The organism is Thermodesulfobacterium hydrogeniphilum (genome assembly GCF_000746255.1).
Taxonomy (GTDB): Bacteria; Desulfobacterota; Thermodesulfobacteria; order Thermodesulfobacteriales; family Thermodesulfobacteriaceae; genus Thermodesulfobacterium; species Thermodesulfobacterium hydrogeniphilum.
In genome coordinates, this window is record NZ_KN050826.1 from 15,243 (window position 1) to 38,709 (window position 23,467).

Here is a 23,467-nt window from a genome sequence, read left to right on the forward strand (position 1 = left end):
CTGTCCTTGCCAGTCTACCTTTGAGGAATTGAAAGCTCAAAGTGAGACGATTTTAGATATGATATTTTGTAAAGAATAAAACAAAAAATTTTAAAAAATTTTTCAAAAAGTTCTATTGACAAATTCAAATATTTTGGTATTTTAATACCTAAATATCAAATTAGAAAATAAAAAAATTTAAACAAATGGTAAACACCTTGCTAAAAATAAGTGAAAGGCTATGCATAGGACTTCATGCCATGGTTTACTTAGCAAAGGTATATCCAGAGGCAAAGTCTATAAAGGAGCTTGCAAAAAGAGTTAATGCCTCTCCTGCTCATCTTGCAAAGGTATTTCAGCAGTTACAAAAAGCAGAGCTTGTTGTAGCTACGAGAGGCCCAAAAGGAGGGTATGCTCTTTCCAAACCCCCAGCTAATATTACTCTTCTTGAAATATTTGAAGTCCTCCAGCATCCAATAAAAGAACATTTCTGTCTCTACCCAAAGCCAGTATGCAAAGGTACTCATTGTATTTTTGGTGATATGATAAAAGATATAACCAAACTTATAAAAATTTATCTTTCACAAACCACTCTTGAAAAAGTAAAAACAGCTTTTTAAAACCATAAAAGGAGGTATTTTATGTTAAAGAAAGGAGAAAAAGGAGCAGTACTTCAAAGGGATAAAAAAACCTATGCAATTGTCCCTCACATACCCTTAGGAGTTGTATCTGTTGAACTTATGGAAAAACTTGTAAAGGTAGTAAAGGAGTTTAATGTACAGGCAATTAAACTTACAAGCTCTAATAGAATTGCTATAGTAGGACTAAAAGAAGAGGACATTGACAAGGTTTGGGAAATTTTAGGAGTTCCCCCTGGAGCAGCTGTTGGATTATGTATAAGAAGTGTCAAAGTTTGTCCTGGAAATACTTTCTGCAGATTTGGACAGCAAGATTCTCTTTCCCTTGGAGCTGAGCTTGATAAAAAGTTTCATGGTCTTCCTATGCCAACAAAATTTAAAATTGGGGTCTCTGGTTGTGTGAATGATTGTGCTGAGGTGTGCATAAAAGACTTGGGATTTATCGGAAAACCAAAGGGATGGACTCTAATGGCGGGAGGAACCGGTGGAGCGAGACCTATGTTTTCAAAAAAACTTGCTGAAAATCTTTCTACAGAAGAGGCTCTTATTATTGCTGAAAAATTAATAAATTTTTACAAGGAAAACGGAAAAAAAGGAGAAAGGTTTGGCAGATTTATTGAAAGAATAGGAATTGAGGAAGTAAAAAAGATAATATAATAAAAACTTCTGCTCCCATTTAATTATTCATTACTTATAACTTTGTGAATTATAAAATAAAATGGGCACTCTTTGAAAAGGTGCCCATCATCTCTTGTGGAGAAACTGAACTCCACGAAGCTGCTGAAGAGTCAAGACTAATTATAAAGTCATACAATTCTGATATAAAAATAATAAAACCCTAAGCTTTTCTTTTATGAGCCCAGAGCATAAAGCTCCTGGGGAATTCGCGAGCAAACAGTCTTTCAACAAGCTTTAAAAGCTCTTTTTCATTAACTTCAAAATTTTCTTTAAAAAATCCTCTTTCTTCCACTAAAAATCCCTTTTTGTTTTTAATAATTCTTACTAAACGGTTACGTTTTTTACAAAGAAAATCTAAACATTCTCCTTCATTAAGTCCTGAAATTCTTTCGGAAAGCCAGCGTAAAGCTTCTTCTTTTCTTATGCGTGCCATGATATCATTTTTTATTATAAAAGTTTTATCTATCTGTTTCAAGCAAGAAAATTTTTTAAACAAACATAAGTTTATTCATAAAAACAAAATTTATAGTTAAATTTTTACAAAATTCTATAAAAAGAACGGTATTTATTGATAAAATTTATTTGACTAATTTAAAAAATTTATTAAATCTAACTTAATTAATCTCAACTTAAACTATCTTTAAATCCTAAATTTTTAGCAGGAGGTAAAATGACAAGGCGTGAATTTATTAAAACTCTATTGTCCTATGCCGCAATTACTGGTATTTATCCTGTTCTTTCTTATGAAAAAGCTTTAGCTTTAGGTAAAAAAGAAATTAAAGGAGCAGAAGCTTATATTACAGGATGTATGTGGTGTCAAGCTGGTTGCACTATGATTGTTTATATAAAAAACGGTAAAGTAGTTCATATAACAGGGAACCCTAATGATCCTGTTACTAAAGGTAAAATTTGCTTAAAACCCTTTGGTAGTCTTGAAATACTCAGTTCTTCTCAGCGCTTAAAATATCCTTTAAAAAAAGTAGGAAATAAATTTGTTCGTTTGAGCTGGGAGGAGGTTTTAGATGAAATTGCAGACGCTTTAAAAAATATAAAAGAAAAATACGGCCCAGAAACTTTAGGAATCTGGGCATCTGGAAGAAGTGCTTTTGATGGACGCCTTATAAATAAAGCTTTTGCCAGATTATACGGTACCCCAAATTGGGAAAAAACAGGACCTTTTTGTAATTATTCTGGTAAAATTGCAGGAATTTCTACTGTAGGAATAAAACATACTCCTTGGATTTATGAAGATGGAGATTTTTATGACGCGGATCTTTATATCTTTGTAGGAAGTAATATAGCAGCTACCAGAAGGCCTATATTTTTAAATTTATTAGAAAGAAAAAAAAGCAAAAAATGTAAAATTATATGTATAGATCCCAGAAAAACTGAAACTGCTGAGTATAGTGATCTCTGGCTACCTATTCGTCCAGGAACAGATATGGCTTTAGCTCTGGGAATGATTTATTACATTTTAGAAAATAATTTAGAAAATAAAAAATTCATCTTAGAAAAAACAGATGGTTTTGAAGAATTTAAGAAAGAGCTTTTTGCTAATAAGTATAATATTAATTGGGCTTCCCAAATTACAGGATTACCAAAAGAAAAAATAGAATATTTAGCCAGACTTTATGCTCTTACTCCTAAGGCTATCATTGTAGGTAATGCAGGACTTAGTCATCATACCAATGCTGTACAGACCCATCGTTGTTTTTATTTCTTAGCTGCTATTACAGGGCATTTCTGTAAACCAACTACAGGATATGGTTGTCTAAATAATGGCTCACATACCATTGGTAAAATTCCTTTACCAAAGGATAAACTTCCTCCTCTAAAACCAGCTCTTGGAAAAAATCCTGTTATGTGGTTGGAATCTCTGGAAAATCCTGCCTATCCCTATAAATTAAAAGCATTAATTTCTACAGGTAGTCCTCTTACTCAATGGCCTCAACAAGAAAAAATCAGAAAATATATCTCTCAATTAGAACTAAGCGTGTGGAACGGTATTGTCCCAAGTATTAATGCCTATTATTTTAAATATATCTTACCAGCTGCTACCTGGATAGAAGCAGGAGGAATAGCTCCTGTTTCTGATGATAGTAGATATGCTTATGTTCCCAAGCTTATTGATCCTCCCGGAGAAGCTAAACCAGATAGATGGTGGTGGATAGAACTTGCTAAAAGAATGGGATGGGGGAATATTTTTAAAGAAGAATGGAAGGATCATAGAAATTTAATAAATCATGCCTGTGGTAGATATGGATTTTCTGTAGAAGACTTTCTTAAAGAAGAAAAAACTCATGCCCTAAGAGCTCCTAAAAACCGAAAAACTCTTTTTACAGATGGAAAATTTCATACTAAAAATGGTAAAATTCAGTTTTATTTTTCTCCTGTAAAATTTGAAATGCAAGGATTGTCATCTTTTCCAAAATTTTACAAAGACCCTGATCTGGCAGAAAAAGGAGAAAAAACTATTAAATATAAGTCTAAACTGATCCTTTCTCCTTTTGAAAAGAAATCCTGTTTAGCTAAAACCGTGGAAATAGTAGTTAAAAATACTGATAATCCCTATCCTTTAAATCTTATTTCAGGACGACCCTCTTCCACTATCATGGGAGATGCCAGTCATTGGTCAGAACTTTTGATTAAATACGCTCCAGATCAAATATGTGTTATACACCCTGAAGTTGCTAAAAAGTATGGTATAAAAAATAAAGAAAAAATAAAAATCATTTCTCCTTATGGAGAAGCAGAATGCTTAGCTATTATTTCTAAAAATATCAGAAAAGATACTGTATTCGTGCCTTATTCTTATGGTGAAAAACAACCTTTTTCTCCTTGGAAATCTATTAATTTTGTTACTCATATGAAAGCCCTCTGCCCTATTTCAGGACAAGTAGCTTTTAATGGAGTAAAAATAAAAATTGCAAAAATGAGGTAAACCATGAATAGAGTTATTTTATTAATCTTTTTTCTGATTTTATTATCAGTTAATTTTATCCGGGCAGAAGAAAAAACAAATCAAATTTTTTTAATTTCTTATAATTTCACTTTTAATAAAACTCCTCAAGATATTGATATCTGGCTTCCTTTTCCTCCTGAATTGCCCGAACAAAAATTAGTAAATTATCAAATTATTCCTGAAAATATAAAGGCTAATTTAATTTATGATACCACCTTTGGAACTCCAATTTTACACCTTAAAAATATCAAATCAAAAGAAATTAAAGTGGTTTATATAATAAAACGCAGAGAAATAAAAAACAACTTAAAAAATAATCAAACTTGGTCTCCTAACACCTCACCTTTAGAAAATTTTATTTTCAAAAACTACAAACCTGATGTGAGGACAAAACTTAATAAATTGGTTCAGAAAGTCCTTATTAATTCTACTTCTACCCTGGATAAAGTGCAAAAATTTTATAATTTTGTAATTGACTACATGACTTATAATAAACACTGTAAAGGCTGTGGAAAAGGAGATTTAGAAAGAATTTTAAAAGAAAAACAAGGTAATTGTATAGACTATCATACATTGTTTATGTCTTTATGCAGTTTAGCTCATATTCCTACTGTTTTTGAAATAGGATATATGATTCCTGAGAATAAAGAAGAAGGTTTAATTTATGGATATCATAGTTGGGTAAAAGTTTTTATACCTAATATAGGATGGATGCCTGTTGATATTTCAGAAGCAGATAAACATCCTGAGCTGAAAGAATATTATTTTGGAAATTTAGATTTTAACAGAGTTTGTCTTAGCCGTGAAAAAAACTTCATTTATCCAGTTATTAAACAAAATGGCAAAATCATCCATCAATACGATCTTAAAATAATATTCAAAAAATTAAATAATTAAAAAATTTTAAAAAATTTCTTCTATAGAAAAATTTGACTTTATTTGATTATGTAGTTAGAATAAATTTTAATGGCTAATAAAAAAGAGTCTTTTACAAAATTTGATAAATTTAAAGCTTATTTTGCTCTGTTTTCCTTAGGCTCAGCTATATTTTTACGCTTTTTAATCAAAGCCCCTGCTTTAATATATTGGTTTGGTTTTGGCAAAAATAAATCTAAAAAATAAAAAATTAAAAAAGTTACATTATAAATTTTACCTTTAAAATATTTCATTGTTGTTATATAATAAAAATCTATAAAATAAATAGGAGGTATTTAAGATGGGAAATTTAGTAGAAGTTTTGAAAAAAGATCCTGCACAAATAGATAGTCTTATTTATAAAGCAGTTTTTGAAGATAACTCTCTTTTAAAAGATTTGCAAGAAGCTTTAAAAGAACTTGGATATAAAGGATATTCTATATATCCTCTTTATAAAAAATTCTCTGAAAAATTTTTAGGTTTTACAGTACCTGCTATGAATCTCAGAGGAATGACTTATGATGTGGCAAGAACTGTTTTCAGAGTAGCTAAACGTTTAAATGCAGGAGCTTTGATTTTTGAGATTGCAAAATCTGAAATGGGATATACCAAGCAACCTCCTTTAGAATATGCTACAGTAATTCTTGCTGCAGCTTTCAGAGAAAACTTTAATGCACCTGTTTTTATTCAAGGAGATCATTTTCAGCTTAATAGAAAATCTTTTTTTGCAAATCCAGAAAAAGAGAAAGAAAATATTAAAAAACTTATAAAAGAAGCTATTCCAGCTCAATTTTATAACATAGATATTGATGCTTCCACTTTGGTTATTATTGAAAAAGAAACACTGGACGAACAACAAAAGTATAATTATGAAGTAACTGCAGAATTAGCAGAATTTGTAAGATCTTTAGAACCTGAAGGAGTTACAGTAAACTTGGGAGGAGAAATAGGAGAAATTGGGGGACATAACAGCACCCCTGAAGAATTAAGAGCCTTTATGAATGGGTTTAATAAAACCTTTAAAGGTGAGGTGGGTATTTCCAAGATAAGTATCCAAACTGGAACTGCTCATGGAGGAGTGGTTTTACCTGATGGAAAAGTAGCTACTGTAAAGCTTGATTTTAATACTCTTAAAACTTTGTCCAAAATTGCAAGAGAAGAATTTGGGCTTGCAGGAGCTGTGCAACACGGAGCTTCAACCCTACCAGAAGATTATTTTCATCTTTTCCCAGAATGTGAGTGTGTAGAAGTTCATTTAGCTACAGGTTTTCAAAATTTTATTTATGACCATCCTGCTTTTCCCTCTGATTTTAGAGAAAAAATTTATAATTATCTCAAAACCAATCTTAAAAATGAATGGAAAGAAGGCATGACTGAAGCTCAATTTATCTACAAAACCAGAAAAAAAGGTTTCGGAATTTTCAAAAAAGAGTGGTGGGATTTACCACTTGAAGTGAAAGAAAAAATTCTTTCTGATATGGAAGGACTTTTTGAAAAAATATTCAAAGCCCTTAATATACCAAATACCTTAGATCTGGTGAAAAATGTTATAAAAACATAATTTTGTGTAAAAAAATTAATTTTTAAGCTTAACATATTTTCCTGGTAAAGTTTCTATTAAACCTTTTAATTCTAAATCCGTAAGGATTGATAGAATTTCAAAAGCTGGTTTATTAAGTTTTGCAAAAATTTCTTCTATGTGTTGAGGATAAGAAGATAAAAGACCAAGTATCTCTTTTTCTTCTTGTGAAACCTCTATAATTTCTTTTTCAGAATCTTTTTCTGTTTGATCAATTTCCAAATCTAAATATTCTATGATATCTTCTGGAGAAGAAACCAAAACAGCACCTTGTTTTAATAAATAATGAGTTCCTTCACTTTGAGAGGAAAATACATTACCAGGAACAGCCAAAACTTCTTTTCCTTGATTTAAAGCCCATTTAGCTGTAATTAAAGTCCCACTTCTTTTACCTGCCTCCACCACTAAAACACCGTGAGAAAGACCGCTTATAATCCTATTTCTCATGGGAAAATTTTCCTTTCTTGGCTTTGTTCCAAAGGGAAATTCAGAAATTATAGCACCATTATTTTTAATAATTTTTTCATAAAGATCTTTATTTTCAGCAGGATAAATTACATCTATTCCTGAACCTAAAACTGCTATAGTATAACCATCAGCTTCTAAGCAAGCTCTATGAGCTATACTATCTATTCCTCTGGCAAGACCAGATATAATTCCTATACCTTTCTCTGCTAAACTTTTAGAAAATTTATAAGCAACCTCTTTACCATAATTGGTGGGCTTTCTTGAACCTATAATAGCAATAACAGGTTTTTCTAAATTGAAAGTACCTTTTACATATAAAAATACAGGAGCATAAGGAAGAGGTTTTAAAATTTCTGGATAATCTTCAGATTCCCTAAAAAAAATCTTTACTTCAAATTTTTCTGCTTTTTTGAATTCCTGTTCTGCTAAATTTTCAAGTTCTTTTAAAGAATATTTCTTTTCTTTAATAAGCTCCTTAATACTAATTCTTTCTTCAAAATATTTAATAACTTTATTGAGATTTCTTTCTTTAAGATAAAATCCTAACCACAAAAATTCTTCAGACATATTTGAAGTTTATTTTTATCAACTTTTATCTCTACCTGATCTTTCAAACTTTCTGCCAAAATTTTTAATCTCTCTAAGGCTTCCTTTTCCATCTCTTTATCCCAAACAAATTCTACTTTATCTTTAATAAAAATTTTTAAATATGTTTCTTCTCTTAAACCATAAACAAGCTCCTGAAAAATAAGGCAAAAAATACCTTTTAAAAAATTATAAGACCCTTCTACATTTAAGTCTTTTTCTACTATAATTTCCTTTTTAACTTTGTGTTTAAAATCAAGATTAGCTTCCCAGAACAAAATTTCTTTTTCTAAAAACTTTTTCAAATTCCAAGAGCCTTTTTTTTCTCCAGAAATTTCCTCAAAGGCTGTTTCTAATTGACTTTGTAATTTTTCTAAAAGAGAAAAAGCTTTATTTATACGCTGATAAACCTCTGGCGAAGAATTAGGATCTTTTTTTAAAAGAAGCATTTGAAGTTCTAAAGATATAGCTTGCACTGTTCCTCTTAAATTATGAAAATAGCCTTGAATCAGACTACCTAAGGCAATTTTTCGGCACAAATTCAATTCTTTTTTCATTTTTCTTTAAGCAACTCCCTTCCACTAAGTGCTTTTTTTAGAGTTAAAGGATCTACAAATTGTAGTTCCATTCCCATAGGAATACCACAGGCAATCTTAGTAACTTTTACAGGATAATCTTTTAAAACTTCCAAAATATAAGCTGCAGTAGCTTCTCCTGCTAAAGTTGGAGAAAGAGCTATTATAACCTCTTTTATATTCCTGTTCTGTATCAAAAACAGAAGATGATCAAGCCCAAGTTCCTTAGGACCTATTCCATCCTTAGGGGACATAAGATAATGTAAAACCCAATAATATCCTCTATAAATCCCTGTATTTTCTATATGAAAAAGATTAACAGGATTTTCTACTATGCATAAAAAATTTGAATCTCTGCTTTCATCCCTACAAATAGGGCAAATTTCTTCTTCAGAAAGATTCCTGCAAAATTTACACAATTTTACTTTGTAAGGAAGTTCCTTTATAAGCTCTCCTAAGGTTTCACATAAATCAGGTCTGGAAAGAAGATATAAAGAGAGTCTGGTAGCACTTTTTTCTCCTAAACCAGGAAGGAGAGCTAATGTTTCTATTAACTTTTTTAAAGTTAAAGGATAAGCTACAGACATAAGAATTAAAACAAACCTGGGATATTAAAACCCCCAGGAAATTTAAGTCCTCCTGTAATTTTGGAAAGCTCTTCCTCTACCATTTCTTTAGCTCTTTTTAAAGCCTCATTAACTCCCGCTATTATTAAATCCTCCAGCATCTCTTTTTCTTCAGGATTGATAAGCTCTTTTTCAATCTGTATAGAAATTATCTCCTGTTTCCCATTGGCTGTAACAGTAACCATGCCTCCACCAACTTGAACTGTTACAGTCTTTTCCTCCAGTTGTTTCTGAGTTTCTTCCAGCTTTTTTTGCATTTTCTGAATTTCTTTCATCATTTGCTGAAATTGAGGCGGTAATTTCATATCTCTACTCCTTTAATATAGGTTGTATGTAAGCTATTTTAGCAGAAAAAACTTTTAAAATATTTTTTACCTCTGGTCTTTCTTTTATCTCTTCTATAGTATCTTTCCTATTGTTTTTAACTTCTAATTTTAAAGGCTTGTTAAAATAACTTTGTATTTTTTCTTTTGAAACACTAAAATAAGGAGATTTAGTTAAAGCTTCGTCTATTTTTAACACAATGTTTTCTGATTTTATTTCAGGTTCAGGCAAATTACTTATAAAACCATAAAGCGCTGGACTTTCTTTTTCTATATCTTTAATAAAATTTTCCCAGGTTTTGGATTTGTTATAAATTGTTACTGGTTCTGTAATTTTTTCTGTTTCTGAAGAGGCTATATTATTAAAAAACTGCTCAGGAGTAAAAGAAAAATTTGAACTGGAAATCTGGTCAAGTTTTTCAATGATCTTTCTTAAAGGAACTAACTTCTGATATTCACAAATCCTTACTAAGGATAATTCAAATTGGAGTTGAGGGTAATTGCTCCTTCTTAAATTTTCCAGATCTTTTAATAAACTCTGAAAAACCAAAAAAATATCCTCCAGCTCATTTTCTAATATTAAATCTCTTAAAACCGGGTTTTGAAAATTGTATTGGCTTTCCTTAGGAAAGGCTTTTATTACTAAAAGTTCTCTAAAAAATTCAGTGAGTTTTTCCATTAAATATATAAGATCTATACCCTGTTCATAAATTTTTTGGGCTGTTTGCAAAGCTCTTTTTAGATTCTTTTCTAATAAAATTTCAGCAAGTTCCTCCACTAAAATAGCTTCATGCCATCCAAAAGCATAAATAACATCCTCTTTGGTTCTAGTTCCATAAGCCATGGCTTGATCTAAAAGAGAAAGAGCATCTCTCAAGCTTCCCTGAGCTTCTTTAGCAATAAGTTTTAAGGCTTCTTCTTCTATTTCATAGTTTTCTTTATTGCAAATTTCTTTTAAATATTTTACCAACAAAGGTAAATCAAGTCTTCTAAAATCATACCTCTGGCATCTTGAAAGAATAGTAGGTAGAATCTTATTAGGCTCTGTGGTAGCTAAAATAAAATACACATGAGAAGGAGGTTCTTCCAATGATTTTAATAAAGCATTAGAAGCCTCTTTGGTTAACATGTGAGCTTCGTCAATTATATAAACCTTGGCTTTTCCTTTAGCAGGAGCAAATTTTAAGTTTTCTATAATCTCTCTTATTTGGTCAATTCCTCTATTTGATGCTGCATCTATTTCTATAACATCCACAAAAATGCCTTTATTTATTTCTATGCAATTGGTGCATTCATTACAAGGCTCATAGCCATCTATAAGATTTTGACAGTTTAAAGCTTTGGCAATAATTCTTGCAATAGTGGTTTTACCTGTTCCTTTTATACCTGAAAAAAGAAGAGCATGAGAAAGTTTCCCTTGTTTTATAGCATTAATTAAAGTTTTTACAACATGAGTTTGCCCAACAACCTCTTTAAAGGTTTGAGGACGATAACGACGCGCTAAAACTAAATAAGACATGTCTATATTTTAAAGCCTTTTTTAAAGTTGGCAACAGAATTTTTCTATCCACTTTTCTTTTAATTTTTCTATCTCATCTTCATATTCTTCTGCAGGTCTTTCTATTCCACAGGTAAGACACCTTACCCGAGCATTGGCTCAGGTTCCTTCAATTACAGCCTTCCCACCACAATATTTACAAGTTAAATATTCATCCTCAGCAACTATAACCTTATTTGATTTTTTATTCATAGTTTTAAAATAAAACAAAAAAGTCTTTTGGCAATTTGTAAATCTTTTTAAATTTTGCATATTGCAAATTTTTTTAATGAGAAATGCGTTTTTTTAATTCTTCTTTAAGAATCTTAGCTACTCTTAGATTAAATCCAGGAAGGAGAGCTAATTTTTCAAGGGGAGTTTCTACAATTTTTTCCAGGCTTTTAAAATTTTGCAATAAAACCTCTTTCCTTTTAGGACCAATTCCTTTTATTTCATCAAGCATACTACTTAAAGTAATTTTTCCTTTTGTTTTTTCTGCAAAAGTTTTGGCAAACCTATGAGCTTCCTGTATAACTCTTCCTATAAAATGATAAACTTCTTTATATCTTGGCAAAAATAGAGGATTTTTTCTATTTGGAATATAAATTTTTTCAGGCTGTCTTCTTTCATTTTTTGCCACTGATCTAAATTCTACATTATCTATTTGCAAATCTTCTGCTACTCTTAGAGCTGTTTCTAAATGCCCTTTTCCTCCATCTATAAGAAATAGATCAGGCAAATTGTCTTCCTCTAAACCTCTTTTTAATCTTCTATATAAAACTTCATAAAGCATAGCATAATCATCTTTTGCTCCGCTTTTTATATGATAATGGCGATATCTGGATTTTTCAGGTTCTCCTTCAAAAAAACAAACAATTGCCCCTACCCTTGCCTCTCCATAATATTGAGAAAGATCTATAGCCTCAATCCAACGAGGTTCTTTGGAAAGTTTTAATACCTGCATTAATTCCTCAGAAAGCCCTGAATACCAAGCTTTCTCATGTCTTTTTTCAAAAAGAATATAATTTTCTAAATTTTTTAAAGCATCCTCTTTTAAAATTTGAAATTCTTCTTTTCCTGGAATAAGGTCTATTTTTACAGAATAACCTGCTTGTTCAGAAAACAAAGCTTCAAGATCTTCTTTCTCTTCTATTTCCTGAGGAATGTATATAAAAGGTGGTATAATCTTTCCTTCTAAATAAAATTGTAAAAGCACTTCTCTTAAAGAGTTTTCTTCCAAAATATTTTTTAAACTGAAAGTCTGAAATCCATAAAGATAACCATAACGAACAAAGAGAACTATAAAATATTCTTCTGTATTCAGCTTTTTAAACTCCCAGAGATCTAAATCTATAGGCTCATTTAATACAACTGCTTGTTTTTCAAGAATCTGTTCCAAATCCTTAATTCTATCTCTTAAAAAAGCTGCTCTTTCAAACTCTAAATTTTCTGCTAATCTGTGCATTTCTTCTTTTAATTTCTCTAAAAGCTCTTTACCTTTACCCTGAAAAAATTCTATTACTCCATCTACTAACTTTTGATATTTATCCTTGGGAATAGGATTTACACAAGGAGCTAAGCATTTTTTTATTTGATAATAAATACAAGGAGTCTTTCTTCTTCTCATTTCTGCAAGACTACATTTTCTTAAAGGAAAGGTTTTGGAAAGAAGCTTTAAAATTTCTCTTAAACCTCTGGCTGAGGTAAAAGGTCCAAAATAAACCGCTTTATCTCCTTTTCTTCTCTTTCTTACAATCTGTAAAGCAGGGTAATCTTCATTGAGAGGGATTCTTAAAAGAGGATAATTTTTATCATCTTTAAGAAGAACATTATATTTGGGACGATACTTCTTTATAAGATTTGCTTCTAAAAGCAGTGCTTCTTTTTCATTTTTAGTTAAGAAATACTCTACTTTTTCTGCAGACTGGACTAAATGATAAATCTTAGGAGAAAGGAGAGGTCCTTTTACATAATAGGAAAGCCTGTTTTTTAAATTTTTTGCTTTCCCTACATAAAGAACCTCTCCTTTTCTATTTTTAAAAAGATAAACCCCTGGAGATTCTGGAATCTCTTTCAAATTTATTTCTAACATACATTTTAAAGTTCTACTCCTTCTTCAGTATATTTAGCCACAAGATCTCCTACTTCACTGGTAGTATATCCCATTTTTCCCGCAGCCATACTCTTAAGATGATCTCTACACACCTTGATAACTGCATTTTCTATAGCTTGAGCTGCTTCATCTTCTCCAAGCCATTCAAGCATCATCATACCAGCACAAATTGCAGCTAAAGGATTGATCACATTTTTTCCTGTATATTTTGGAGCTGAACCTCCGATAGGTTCAAACATGGATACTCCCTCAGGATTAATGTTTCCACCAGCTGCAATTCCCATACCTCCCTGTATCATAGCACCAAGATCTGTAATAATGTCCCCAAACATATTATCTGTAACAATTACATCAAACCATTCAGGATTTTTAACAAACCACATACAAGTAGCATCTACATGGGCATAATCTTTTTCTATATCGGGATATTCCTGCCCTACCTCTTGAAAGGTTCTGTACCAAAGATCCCAGGCATAAGTTAAAACATTGGTTTTTCCAACAAGAGTTAACTTTTTCTTTTTATTTCTTTTTTTACAATACTCAAATGCAAATCTTATGCACCGCTCTACTCCATAACGAGTATTTATAGATTCTTGTATAGCTACCTCATGAGGAGTTCCCTTTCTTAAAAATCCTCCACCACCTGCATAAAGTCCTTCTGTGTTTTCTCTAACCACCACAAAATCTATATCTTCTGGGCCTTTGTCTTTTATAGGAGTCCAAACACCAGGATAAAGTTTAATTGGTCTTAAATTTATATACTGGTCAAGCTCAAAACGAATTCTTAAAAGGATTTCTTTTTCCAAAATTCCTGGTTTAACTTCAGGATGACCTATAGCTCCAAGATAAATAGCATCATATTTCTTAAGTTCTTCAATTCCACCTTCTGGGATGGTCTCTCCTGTTTTAAGATATCTTTCTCCTCCCCAATCAAAATAAGTCCAATTAAATTTAATACCAAATCTTCTTCCAGCAGCTTCCAAAACTTTTACCCCTTCTCTTATTACTTCTGGTCCTGTGCCATCTCCAGGAATAACAGCAATTTTATAACTCTTTTCTGCCATTATATAACCTCCTATCTTAATTTTTATTTTTTATAAAATCTATCTAATCTAATATATACCATTCTATAACTTTACCAAGACCTCTTAAAGCATTACCTATATAAATTTCTTCTGCCTTTCTCAAATCCTCTAAATATATTTTCTTCTCTTTAACCCTTTTTTGAGAAATTAAAAATCTTCTTAAGACTCCGTTTAAAATACCTAAATTTAAAGGTGGAGTGTATAATATATTACCTATTTTTATATATATATTTGAAATGGTTCCCTCTAAGATCTCCCGCTTTTCATTATAAAAAACTATTTCTGTCAAACCCAGCTCTTTGGCTTTAAAAAAGTAATCATTTAAAGGCTTTCTATAGGTGGTTTTATGATAAAAAAATCTATCCAGATCAAAATTTCTTTTTACTAATCCTATTTTTATTTTTCCTGGCCAGCTTTCAAATTCTGAAAAGCTTAAACTAATTTCACCAGAAGGAGACAACAATAATCGTCCTTTATATTTTTTAAACTCAAGATGTCCTGCCTTTTTATCTATAAAAGTTTTAAATTTTTCAAAATTCTTCAATTCCTGAGGAATTCTAAAATTGAAATATTTAGCAGATTCTTTTAGCCTTTTGTAATGATATTTTAAAAGTGGATTTTCTTTGCCATTTTCATAATAAAAAGTTTCTATAAGTTCAAAATATGGTATAGTTTTGGTAAAAAATTTGGCTTTTAAAATACTTTCTTTATATTCTTCTTCTGGAATGCTATCCCATACTACTCCACTTCCGATACCAGCTTCTCCTTCATATTCCTTTCGTTTTTTCCATAAAACAAGAGTTCTAATAGCTACATTGAAAAGGAAATCCTTTTCAGGAGTTATAAAACCAACAGCCCCTGTATATACCTCTCTTGCTTCTTTTTCCAATTCACTTATAATCTCCATAGCACGTATTTTTGGAGCTCCTGTAACTGAACCACAAGGAAACAGGGCTTTAATTATCTCATAAAAATCTTCAGTATTTAAAGTTCCTTCTACAGAAGAGATCATCTGATGTAAAGTAGGATAGGTTTCCACTTTAAAAAGTTCTGAGACATATACACTTCCTTTTTCACAAATTCTGCCCAAATCATTTCTTATTAAATCTGTTATCATTATATTTTCTGCCTGATTTTTTACATCTTTTCTTAAAAAATTCCTTATTTTTAAATCTTCTTTCCAGAGATTAGCTCTTGAAACCGTGCCTTTCATAGGAGAACTTTTTAAATTTCTTCCTTTTTTCCTTAAAAATAGCTCTGGAGATAAAGATAAAATGCAAAAGCTTTCATTTTCTAAATAAAAAGCATATTTACATCTCTGAGAAAAAAGAAGACTTTTGAAAAATTTTTTAGGATCACCTTTAAACCTAAATTTTGCTTTGAAAGTAAAGTTAATCTGATAAACATCACCAGAAGCTATATAATTCTTGATCTTTTCTATAGCTTTAATATATTTCTTTTTTTCTAAATTAAGTCTAAGATTAGAAATTTTACAATCTTCCTGAGAAAAATTAGGGTCTGGAGTTAAAAAGAATTTTTTCAAATCTTTACAAATTACAAAATAAGCAAGAGGTAATCTCGTGTTTTTAGCCCAGATTTTAAGCTTAGGCTCTAAATAATAACCTAATTCATAGCTTAAAAATCCAAAAGCATAAAAGCCTTTTTCAATTTTTTTCTGTAATATTTTAAAATAAATTTTTATATATTGTGGATCAGTTAAAATCAGTTTTTCCAAAGGATAAACAAAAGAAATAACCTGATAAGGTATTTTATCTGCTTTAATCCACAAAAAAGCTTCATTCATAATGTTTTAGATAACTAACAATTAAACAAATAACAAGAAATAATAAAGATAATATCAAAAACATGGGAAAATTTAAAATATTTTCTAAGCTTTCTAAGTTAATCAAGAAAGAACCTGCATAAACAAAAACCAAAAAACTTTCTAAAACAGTAAAAGTTTTTAAAAAATCTGCCAATCTTCTCCTAAAAATCCATTTCTTATTTAATTTTTCCTTAAGTTCTTTAAGAATATCAATTTTCATTCTGCTTGTTTTAAGATCAGATAAAATTTGAGATAGAAAATCTGTCACATCTTTTCTTTTCAATAATGTAGAAATCCTATTCATTAATTCACTTAAATCTTTTAATTCTTTTCCAAAAATGACATCTTCATATTTAAAAGGATATTTTTGCCAAAATAGAGCTAAAAAATTGTATTCTTCTTCTAATCTTTTAAATTCCTCTTGCACAATTTTTAACTTATTATAAACATAAGCACGGAATTCTAAAGTCAAATCCATAGCATTATCTGCAGCTTTCTCAATTATACCTATTCCACCATTGTATATCTTATTACTTATATTTTTTAATTTTTCTTCATATTCTTTTCTCTCATCTTCAGACATAAGTTCTTTGAGTTTATAATAAAGATCTTCAGCTTCTTTTAAACGCTGAGAAGCTATTTCTTTCTTTTCTAAAAACTTCTTTTCTAAAAATTTTTCTATAGTCTTTTGATCTTTAATTAATAAAGGTTCTAAATATCCCCAGTATATTAAATAAGGATGATTAAAATAACTTAAAATTCCTTCTATATCACTTTCTTCTCTTTTATATTTAATTAAATTGAACCGATAAAAAGCAGGTAAACAGGTGCGATCAGTTTCAAAAGCCTTTTTATATAATTCTAAAGCTGATATATCATCATTTTGCATTTCCTTAATATAACCTTTCCAAAATAATAAATAGGATTTTATAAAATTATTTAATTCCTTACTCAAAGCATTTTCTAAATAATAAAAACATTTTATCATATCTCCTTTTAAAAGACTAACAAAAAATAATCCTATACTTGCTCTAAAATCTTCTTCTACCTCCATAAATCTTCTTTCAGCCATATTTAAATCTTTTTTTATTAAAGCTTCTAATCCTATACCTAAGCTACCTCCTCTTACAGGGGCTGACATATTGAGTTTGATTTTGCTCCAAGAATCTATACTTTCACTTTTGAAAAATACTATTTTTAAAAATTCAGGTAGTAAATAGAAATGTCTTACATAAAAATACTTTAACTTATCAAAGGATAGGTTTTCTTTGGTTATTCCTTCCCATAGAATTTGAGCCAACTCAGAAAAATTTAGTTCCAAAGCTTTATCAAAAATTTTTCGTGGCTCTGATTCGGATAAAGCTGGGCAATTAGAAAAATCATGCCAGGTAGTATTACAAAAAAAACAAAAATTTTGCTTTCCTGTCCAAAAGATATCTTTATAAAACAATTTCAATTTAGGATCTACTGTAGCAGGGAAAATAAGTTCCCAAAAATTTCTCCATGGCTGTATTCTATAAAAAATCTTGATATTTTTAAGCTGTGATTCTATTTTGCTTTTTAAAGCTGATTCAAAATAGATTTTTCCAGCTCTTAATTTTTCTGAATTTGGTAATTTTTCTGGAGAATCTGCAAGAAAAAAAGTAAAAGGTAAAGGTGCTGACTCTAAGAAATTTAAAAATTGTTCTTTTAAATTTGTAATTATTTCATTTAGTTTAATAAGTTTTTTGGGATCAATCTTATATAAATTTTTATCTATTTTATTAAAATTATTTTGTAATAAATCTTCTAAGTGTAACTTAACCTCAGATGCTTTGGTTTTAAAAATAAAATTTATAAAATTTTTGTATCCAATTATTTTAAGAAACATATTATTTTAAATATTTATATAAGAGTAAAATTAATGAAAAAGTAATAGCTATATCAGCAACATTAAAAGCTGGCCAATGATAATGCTTAATATGTAAATCTATAAAATCTAAAACCGCTCCATAAACTATTCTATCAACTAAATTTCCCAATCCTCCTCCAAAAAGCATTCCCAAAGCCACAAGAGACAGGTTATCTTTTTTTTCTTTAGCAATATTTTTAGCCCATAAAAATGAACCCAAAAGTATAATAAAAGTACTCCCTATAAGTAACCAGCTCACTAAATTTCCACTTTTAGAAAAAAGTCCAAAAGCAATTCCTTTATTCCAGTATTTTACAATGTTTAAAACAGGACAAATTTGGATTAAAACTTCTTTATAAGGGTAAGTAATTTTAATTACAAAAAATTTAGTAATTTTATCTAAAATAAAAACTATATTGGCTATTATCCAGAATAATCTCATCTATTCTTTATCACCTCATAACATCTTTGACATAATTCTGGATTTTCAAGCTTTCCTACCTCAGGCTTTCTTTGCCAGCAACGTTCACATTTTTTGTATTCTGTAGGCTTGATTTTGATTTTCAATCCTTTTATTTCTTCAGAATCACAAACTATCTCATTTTCTCCTGTTTCTATTATTTCATCTATCAAAGAAAATTTGGCTACCATTATAAAATATTCCCAAAAAGCACTATTTTCTAAATACCCTTTTAATTCTTCTGGAGCTTTAACAAAAACCTCTGCTTCAAGAAAAGTATTAATAATCTTATAATCCTTTCTTGCTATTTCTAAAGCCCTTAAAATTTCTTCTCTTATTTCAAGAATTTTTTCCCAGTTTTTAACTTTATCAGCAGAAAGTTCAAATTTATAGGAAGGAAAATCAGTTAAAAATACAGAAATTTCCTCTTTTTCATAGGGTAAATTCTGCCAGATATCTTCTGCTGTGAAAGATAAAATAGGAGCCATAAGTTTAACCAGACTATCTAAAGCATAATAAAACACAGTTTGAGTAGCTCTTCTTTTAAAACTGTCTGGAGCTTCACAATAAAGATAATCTCTATTTATATCTATAATCAAAGAGGAAAGTTCAACCACGCAAAATCTGTGTATTTCATGATAAACAATGTGAAAATCAAATTCCTCATAAGCTTTTTTAACTTTTTCTATAACTTTGCTAAGTCTATACAAAATATATTGCTCAAATTCAGGAAGTTTTTCAAAAGGAATAAGATTCTTCTTAGGATCAAAATCATAAAGATTTCCCATTAAAAATCTAAAAGTATTTCTTATTTTTCTATAAGCCTCTACCAAACGTTTAAGAATTTCTTTAGAAATTTTTATATCATCTTTGTAATCTTCTGCTGAGACCCAGAGTCTTATAATTTCTGCTCCATATTGTTTAATTAAGTCCTGAGGATGAATTACATTTCCAAGACTTTTTGACATTTTTCTACCTTGACCATCAACCACAAATCCATGGGTTAAGATAGCTTTATAGGGAGGAACTCCTCTGGTTCCCACAGAACATAAAAGAGAGCTATGAAACCATCCTCTATGCTGATCAGAACCTTCTAAATATAAATCTGCCGGAAAAGAGAGTTCTGATCTTTTTTCAAGCACAGCTGCAAAAGAAACTCCGGAATCAAACCATACATCAAGAATATCCTTTTCTTTTTCAAATGTAGTGTTTCCACATTTGGGGCAAGTTGTTCCTTCAGGTAAAAGTTCTTCTGCAGATTTTACAAACCAGGGATCACATCCTTCTTTTTCAAAAATTTCTATAATTTTTTGATAATATTTATAATCCTTTAAAATTTCTCCACATTTAGCACATTTAAAAACAGTTATAGGAACACCCCAAACCCTTTGTCTTGAAATACACCAATCAGGTCGATTTTCTAACATGGAATAAATTCTGTTTCTCCCCCAGGAAGGGATAAATTTCACCTGATCCAGACTTTTCAAAGCTTTTTTTCTGAGATCCTTGGCTTCCATTGAAATAAACCATTGATCCTCAGCTCTAAAAATTACAGGTTTTTTACATCTCCAGCAATGAGGATAACTGTGTTCTATAGTATCTTGATAAAGCAAATGTCCTTTTTCTTTTAAAATATCTAAAATAACTTTATTAGCTTTAAAAATATTTAAACCACCAATTAAAGGAACATCTTCATAAAATCTTCCTTCTTGATCCACAGGCACATAAATCTCAAGCCCATATTTTAAACCAATGTGATAGTCTTCTTCTCCATGACCAGGAGCGATGTGAACAATGCCAGTTCCTGTATCCAGGGTTACAAAGTCTCCCAAAATAATCAAACTTTCTCTATCATAAAAGGGATGTTTAGCCTTCTTACCTTCTAATTCCTTGGGATCAATTTTAGCAAGAATTTTAGGAAGATCTCTATTCATTTCTGCACAAAGTGCAGAAACTCTGCCTTCTGCTACAATATAATATTCTCCATCCCATTCCACTAATAAATAATCAAATTCTGGATTCATAGCTAAAGCCAGATTAGCAGGAAGAGTCCAGGGAGTGGTAGTCCAGATAAGAACATAACCAGGTTTATCAATTTTAATATTTGTTTTTTCTTCTATAAAAATTTTTAATTTTTCAGTAAAAGGAAATTTCACATAAATAGATGGTGATTTATGAGGAGCATATTCTACTTCTGCTTCTGCTAAAGCTGTTACACAATTAGGACACCAGAAAACAGGTTTTTTTCTTTGATAAATTTGATCTGTTTCCAAAAATCTCAAAAATTCGCGAGCAATACTTGCTTCATATTCAAAATTCATAGTAAGATAAGGCTCATTCCATTTAGCAAAAACTCCTAAACGCTTAAATTCCTCTTTCTGGATATTAATAAATCTTTGAGCATATTTTCTACAAGCTTCTCTTATTACTAAAGGAGGAAGTTCTCCTCTTTTAACTCCTAATTCTTGTTCTGTTTTTAATTCTATAGGAAGACCGTGACAATCCCAACCTGGAATATAAGGCACTTTATACCCTGCCATAGATTTGCTTTTTACAATAATATCTTTTAAAATTTTATTTAAAGCTGTTCCTAAATGAATATGTCCATTGGCATAAGGAGGCCCATCATGCAGAATATAAAGCGGGGCATTTGCTCTTTTTTCCAACATTTTTTCGTATATTTTTTCTTTTTCCCAGAATTCTAAAAAACTTGGTTCTCTTTCTACTAAATTTGCTTTCATAGGAAAACTTGTTTTAGGGAGATTAAGGGTATCTTTCCAATCCATTAACTAAGCCTCCTCTAAAGAAATATTTTAAATTTTTTATTTTATCACAATTTATAAATTATAGAATGGCCAGAAGACCTTTTTATTTTTTTCAAACAGTTTTTAATAAGGTTGCTAAAAATTAAATTTAAATTATATTATAAATAGTTGCGCCCGTAGCTCAATAGGATAGAGCATTGGACTACGAATCCAAAGGTTGCAGGTTCGAGTCCTGCCGGGCGCGCACTTTTTCTTACTTTCATAGAAATCAAATTTTCAACAACCCTCTCTGGGGACAGTTTGGGGACAGTTGCTGGGGACACAAGAATTTATGCGGGTTAGAAATTGATACCTGGTTTCAATTGGAGACAAACTGAAAATTTTGAACCTGGTTTTCAGCGATTGTGGTTAATTATTCCTGATTTTCAGACTTAGATTTTTCAAACCTTTCATGAGGGAAGAGAATAATTTTTGACCCCTCAAAAACCTGCTTGACTTGCTCAGCCCTGAGTCTGGCATATCTTCGTGTAGTCTGTGGTGAACTATGTCCTAAAGCAGCTCCCACTTCTTCATAGGAAAATCCTGCCTGAAGCCTTGACATGGCAAATGAATGTCTTGATGCTTGGTAAAGAGTTATTCCTTCAACACCGGCTTGTTTGCATGCTTCTTTAAAAACACGATTCAAAGCCTTGTAAGGATAAGCAATCCACTTCTTTCCTGCTCTGTAAGGAAAAACCCATGGTGATTTTTTGTTCTTTGCTTGTTTTAGAATAATTTCTCGGATTTTACCAACCAAAGGAATAACTTTCTGCTTCCCTTCCTTAGGAAACTCCTTTAAATGATACTCTCCAGAGAAAACTCTTCTTATTACAAGGTAGCCGTCTTTCAAATAAACACAATCCCATTGCAACGCTCTTGCTTCTCCTACCCTGCAACCTGTAGCAAATAGAAATTCAAAGATAGGACGATGTTCTTCTGGTATGCAGGAAAGAATTTTTAACTGATCTTCCCGGGAAAGCCACTTTATCACAGGCTCTGGAGGTTTAATCTCAGGAAAAACAGGAAGTCTTTCTATAATTTCCTTTTTTAAACACCAGTTCAAAAAAACTTTTAATTCCACAAAAATCTTTTTTACCGAAGAAAGAGAAAGGGGATTTTCTTTTACAAGGTTTTCAAAAAATTCGTGAAGATGAAAGCCTCTAATTTCTCTCACATCCATTACTCCAAAAACTGGTAAAATGTATTTTGTAAACCAGGTTCTCTTTGAGAGAAAAGCAGATGGAGACAAAACTCTTTCTCTTTCAGAAAGATATTGTTTTACTAAATTTTGAAAGAGGAACCGTTTAATATCTCCTTTTACATATTTTGTAGGATCAAAGATTTTATTTTGAATTTCAAGCTCAATCACAGAAGCAAGCCTTTTTGCCTGCTCGTAGCTTGAAAGAGGTTGTCCTGATTTATCAGAGTAGATCCTTACTCTCTTTCCCTGCCAGTATAAATCAATGTAAAACCTTTTGGGAACAGTCTTGCACCGCAAACAAACAAGAGCTATCCCAGGAATTTCAGTGAAAGGTTTCCCACACTTCGGACATCTTTCTTTTGTGCGGATGTGCACTCTCTTCCCTTCCTCAATTTTGAAAAACTCCTCTGAAAAAATCTTTTCCAAGAATTTCATGCTGCCAAGCATTTGATAAAAAAATAACTTGATGGTTAAAAATTTGGTTCAAAAAAAGCAAAAATAAAAAATTTTTCCAAGAAATTTTATTTCACTGAAGATATTGAGGGGGAAGATGTGCGACAAATAAAAGAAGAATGAGGAAGCGAAATGGGGCGGATTTTCCAGAGCTGTTTTTTGGCTTCATCTGGATCCTTGCCCGGAAAATCAATTCTGTATATATTTTTTTGCCTTTCAAGGCGTGTAAAAGCATTTCTTCAGCTTTTAAACCCGCTTCATCCCTGTCCAGAGCCAAATATACATCTATGTATAGTTGACTGTGAACAAGAAACTCTGCGGCTTTTTGGGTATTTCCCACTCCGTTCAAAATCAAAATATTCACCGCCTTCCCATATCTCTCCCACACCGCCAAACCATCATGTATACCCTCTACTACCACCACCCTTTCACTTGTGCCCTGCCGTATGAGACTAAACGTATTCTCTCCTCCCACTCTCAAAACAAGCTCTTTTACATTCGCGTCTTTTCTTGCAAACCTGATATGATAGTTGCCATTTTCATCCCTAGTTCCATATCCAAAAAATCGCTTTCCATTCTCCTTTTTCCGCCAAAACACACACAAGGGAAGTATTATTTAAATTGTGTCTGATTTATGATAGTATAGAGAAATAAGAGAGTAAGGAGGAGGTTAAAGAAATGGAAGTAAAAGAGATTGATTTAAATGCTGAAATTGAAAAACTTATCAGAGAAGCTCAAAATTCTACTTCTTATGAGGCTTTAACCTTCAT

The 23,467-nt window shown here is 30.8% G+C and carries 20 protein-coding genes and 1 tRNA gene; 7 read left to right on the forward strand and 14 right to left on the reverse strand.

Translation table 11 applies throughout. The annotated features are described in order from the left end of the window. Positions 1-185 precede the first annotated feature (185 nt). Positions 186-599 (forward strand): RrF2 family transcriptional regulator, encoded by a 414-nt coding sequence (locus tag CC87_RS08390; RefSeq protein ID WP_038058086.1) that lies wholly within the window; start codon positions 186-188, stop codon positions 597-599. A 21-nt stretch (positions 600-620) separates the two neighbouring features. Beyond that, on the forward strand, positions 621-1,274 hold the full coding sequence (locus tag CC87_RS08395; protein WP_038058089.1) for a nitrite/sulfite reductase domain-containing protein: 654 nt from the start codon (positions 621-623) through the stop codon (positions 1,272-1,274). A gap of 181 nt (positions 1,275-1,455) precedes the next feature. On the opposite strand, the gene CC87_RS08400 is transcribed toward CC87_RS08395, so the two are convergent. Beyond that, positions 1,456-1,770: a hypothetical protein gene (locus CC87_RS08400; RefSeq protein WP_169740283.1), complete on the reverse strand. Its 315-nt coding sequence runs from the start codon at positions 1,768-1,770 to the stop codon at positions 1,456-1,458. Between the two features lie 195 nt (positions 1,771-1,965). Between CC87_RS08400 and CC87_RS08405 the strand changes: the two genes are divergently transcribed. The 4 genes from CC87_RS08405 (at position 1,966) to CC87_RS08415 (ending at position 6,733) form a co-directional block, all read left to right on the forward strand. Then, a complete protein-coding gene (locus CC87_RS08405) occupies positions 1,966-4,236 on the forward strand; it encodes a molybdopterin-containing oxidoreductase family protein (protein WP_038058091.1) in 2,271 nt (756 codons plus the stop codon). 3 nt (positions 4,237-4,239) lie between these two features. Further along, positions 4,240-5,154: a transglutaminase-like domain-containing protein gene (locus CC87_RS08410; RefSeq protein WP_038058092.1), complete on the forward strand. Its 915-nt coding sequence runs from the start codon at positions 4,240-4,242 to the stop codon at positions 5,152-5,154. Positions 5,155-5,223: 69 nt separating this feature from the next. After that, positions 5,224-5,379, forward strand: coding sequence for a hypothetical protein (locus CC87_RS09070; RefSeq protein WP_156955610.1), 156 nt, complete (start codon positions 5,224-5,226; stop codon positions 5,377-5,379). A 94-nt stretch (positions 5,380-5,473) separates the two neighbouring features. Further along, a complete protein-coding gene (locus tag CC87_RS08415) occupies positions 5,474-6,733 on the forward strand; it encodes a class II fructose-bisphosphate aldolase (protein WP_038058093.1) in 1,260 nt (419 codons plus the stop codon). Positions 6,734-6,748: 15 nt separating this feature from the next. Here CC87_RS08415 and dprA read toward each other — a convergent pair whose 3' ends face one another. The 11 genes from dprA to ileS all read right to left on the reverse strand — a co-directional run bounded on the left by dprA (position 6,749) and on the right by ileS (position 21,025). Then, positions 6,749-7,786, reverse strand: coding sequence for a DNA-processing protein DprA (gene dprA, locus CC87_RS08420; RefSeq protein ID WP_051920831.1), 1,038 nt, complete (start codon positions 7,784-7,786; stop codon positions 6,749-6,751). Beyond that, on the reverse strand, positions 7,762-8,361 hold the full coding sequence (locus tag CC87_RS08425; protein WP_038058094.1) for a hypothetical protein: 600 nt from the start codon (positions 8,359-8,361) through the stop codon (positions 7,762-7,764). Before CC87_RS08425 ends, dprA begins: the two co-directional genes overlap by 25 nt. After that, a complete protein-coding gene (recR, locus tag CC87_RS08430; RefSeq protein ID WP_038058096.1) occupies positions 8,358-8,966 on the reverse strand; it encodes a recombination mediator RecR in 609 nt (202 codons plus the stop codon). Before recR ends, CC87_RS08425 begins: the two co-directional genes overlap by 4 nt. 5 nt (positions 8,967-8,971) lie before the next feature. Beyond that, on the reverse strand, positions 8,972-9,310 hold the full coding sequence (locus tag CC87_RS08435; protein ID WP_038058098.1) for a YbaB/EbfC family nucleoid-associated protein: 339 nt from the start codon (positions 9,308-9,310) through the stop codon (positions 8,972-8,974). Positions 9,311-9,314: 4 nt separating this feature from the next. Further along, the gene (gene dnaX, locus CC87_RS08440) at positions 9,315-10,847 is read right to left on the reverse strand and encodes a DNA polymerase III subunit gamma/tau (RefSeq protein ID WP_051920834.1); all 1,533 of its coding nucleotides are present in this window, start codon (positions 10,845-10,847) and stop codon (positions 9,315-9,317) included. A 304-nt stretch (positions 10,848-11,151) separates the two neighbouring features. Further along, complete coding sequence (gene uvrC, locus CC87_RS08445; protein ID WP_051920836.1) at positions 11,152-12,957, reverse strand: excinuclease ABC subunit UvrC; 1,806 nt, start codon at positions 12,955-12,957, stop codon at positions 11,152-11,154. Between the two features lie 5 nt (positions 12,958-12,962). Then, positions 12,963-14,042 carry a 3-isopropylmalate dehydrogenase gene (locus tag CC87_RS08450; protein ID WP_038058100.1) on the reverse strand — a complete coding sequence of 360 codons (1,080 nt, stop codon included), beginning with the start codon at positions 14,040-14,042 and terminating at the stop codon, positions 12,963-12,965. Between the two features lie 43 nt (positions 14,043-14,085). Then, a complete protein-coding gene (gene pabB, locus CC87_RS08455) occupies positions 14,086-15,867 on the reverse strand; it encodes an aminodeoxychorismate synthase component I (protein ID WP_051920839.1) in 1,782 nt (593 codons plus the stop codon). After that, entirely contained in the window at positions 15,860-17,758 is a 1,899-nt protein-coding gene (locus tag CC87_RS08460) for a hypothetical protein (RefSeq protein WP_038058103.1), read from the reverse strand. The genes pabB and CC87_RS08460 overlap by 8 nt, the downstream gene beginning before the upstream one ends. Position 17,759: 1 nt before the next feature. Further along, positions 17,760-18,221, reverse strand: a complete 462-nt coding sequence (lspA, locus tag CC87_RS08465) for a signal peptidase II (RefSeq protein WP_038058105.1) — start codon at positions 18,219-18,221, stop codon at positions 17,760-17,762. Further along, on the reverse strand, positions 18,218-21,025 hold the full coding sequence (gene ileS / locus CC87_RS08470) for an isoleucine--tRNA ligase (RefSeq protein ID WP_038058107.1): 2,808 nt from the start codon (positions 21,023-21,025) through the stop codon (positions 18,218-18,220). The genes lspA and ileS overlap by 4 nt, the downstream gene beginning before the upstream one ends. Positions 21,026-21,174: 149 nt before the next feature. On the opposite strand from ileS, the gene CC87_RS08475 reads away from it, so the two are divergent. Continuing rightward, positions 21,175-21,248 (forward strand) — tRNA-Arg (locus CC87_RS08475). Between the two features lie 168 nt (positions 21,249-21,416). Here the strand turns inward: CC87_RS08475 and CC87_RS08480 are convergent. Then, positions 21,417-22,691: a tyrosine-type recombinase/integrase gene (locus CC87_RS08480; protein WP_084222243.1), complete on the reverse strand. Its 1,275-nt coding sequence runs from the start codon at positions 22,689-22,691 to the stop codon at positions 21,417-21,419. A 79-nt stretch (positions 22,692-22,770) separates the two neighbouring features. After that, complete coding sequence (locus CC87_RS08485; protein ID WP_038058112.1) at positions 22,771-23,295, reverse strand: toprim domain-containing protein; 525 nt, start codon at positions 23,293-23,295, stop codon at positions 22,771-22,773. Positions 23,296-23,467: the final 172 nt, after the last annotated feature.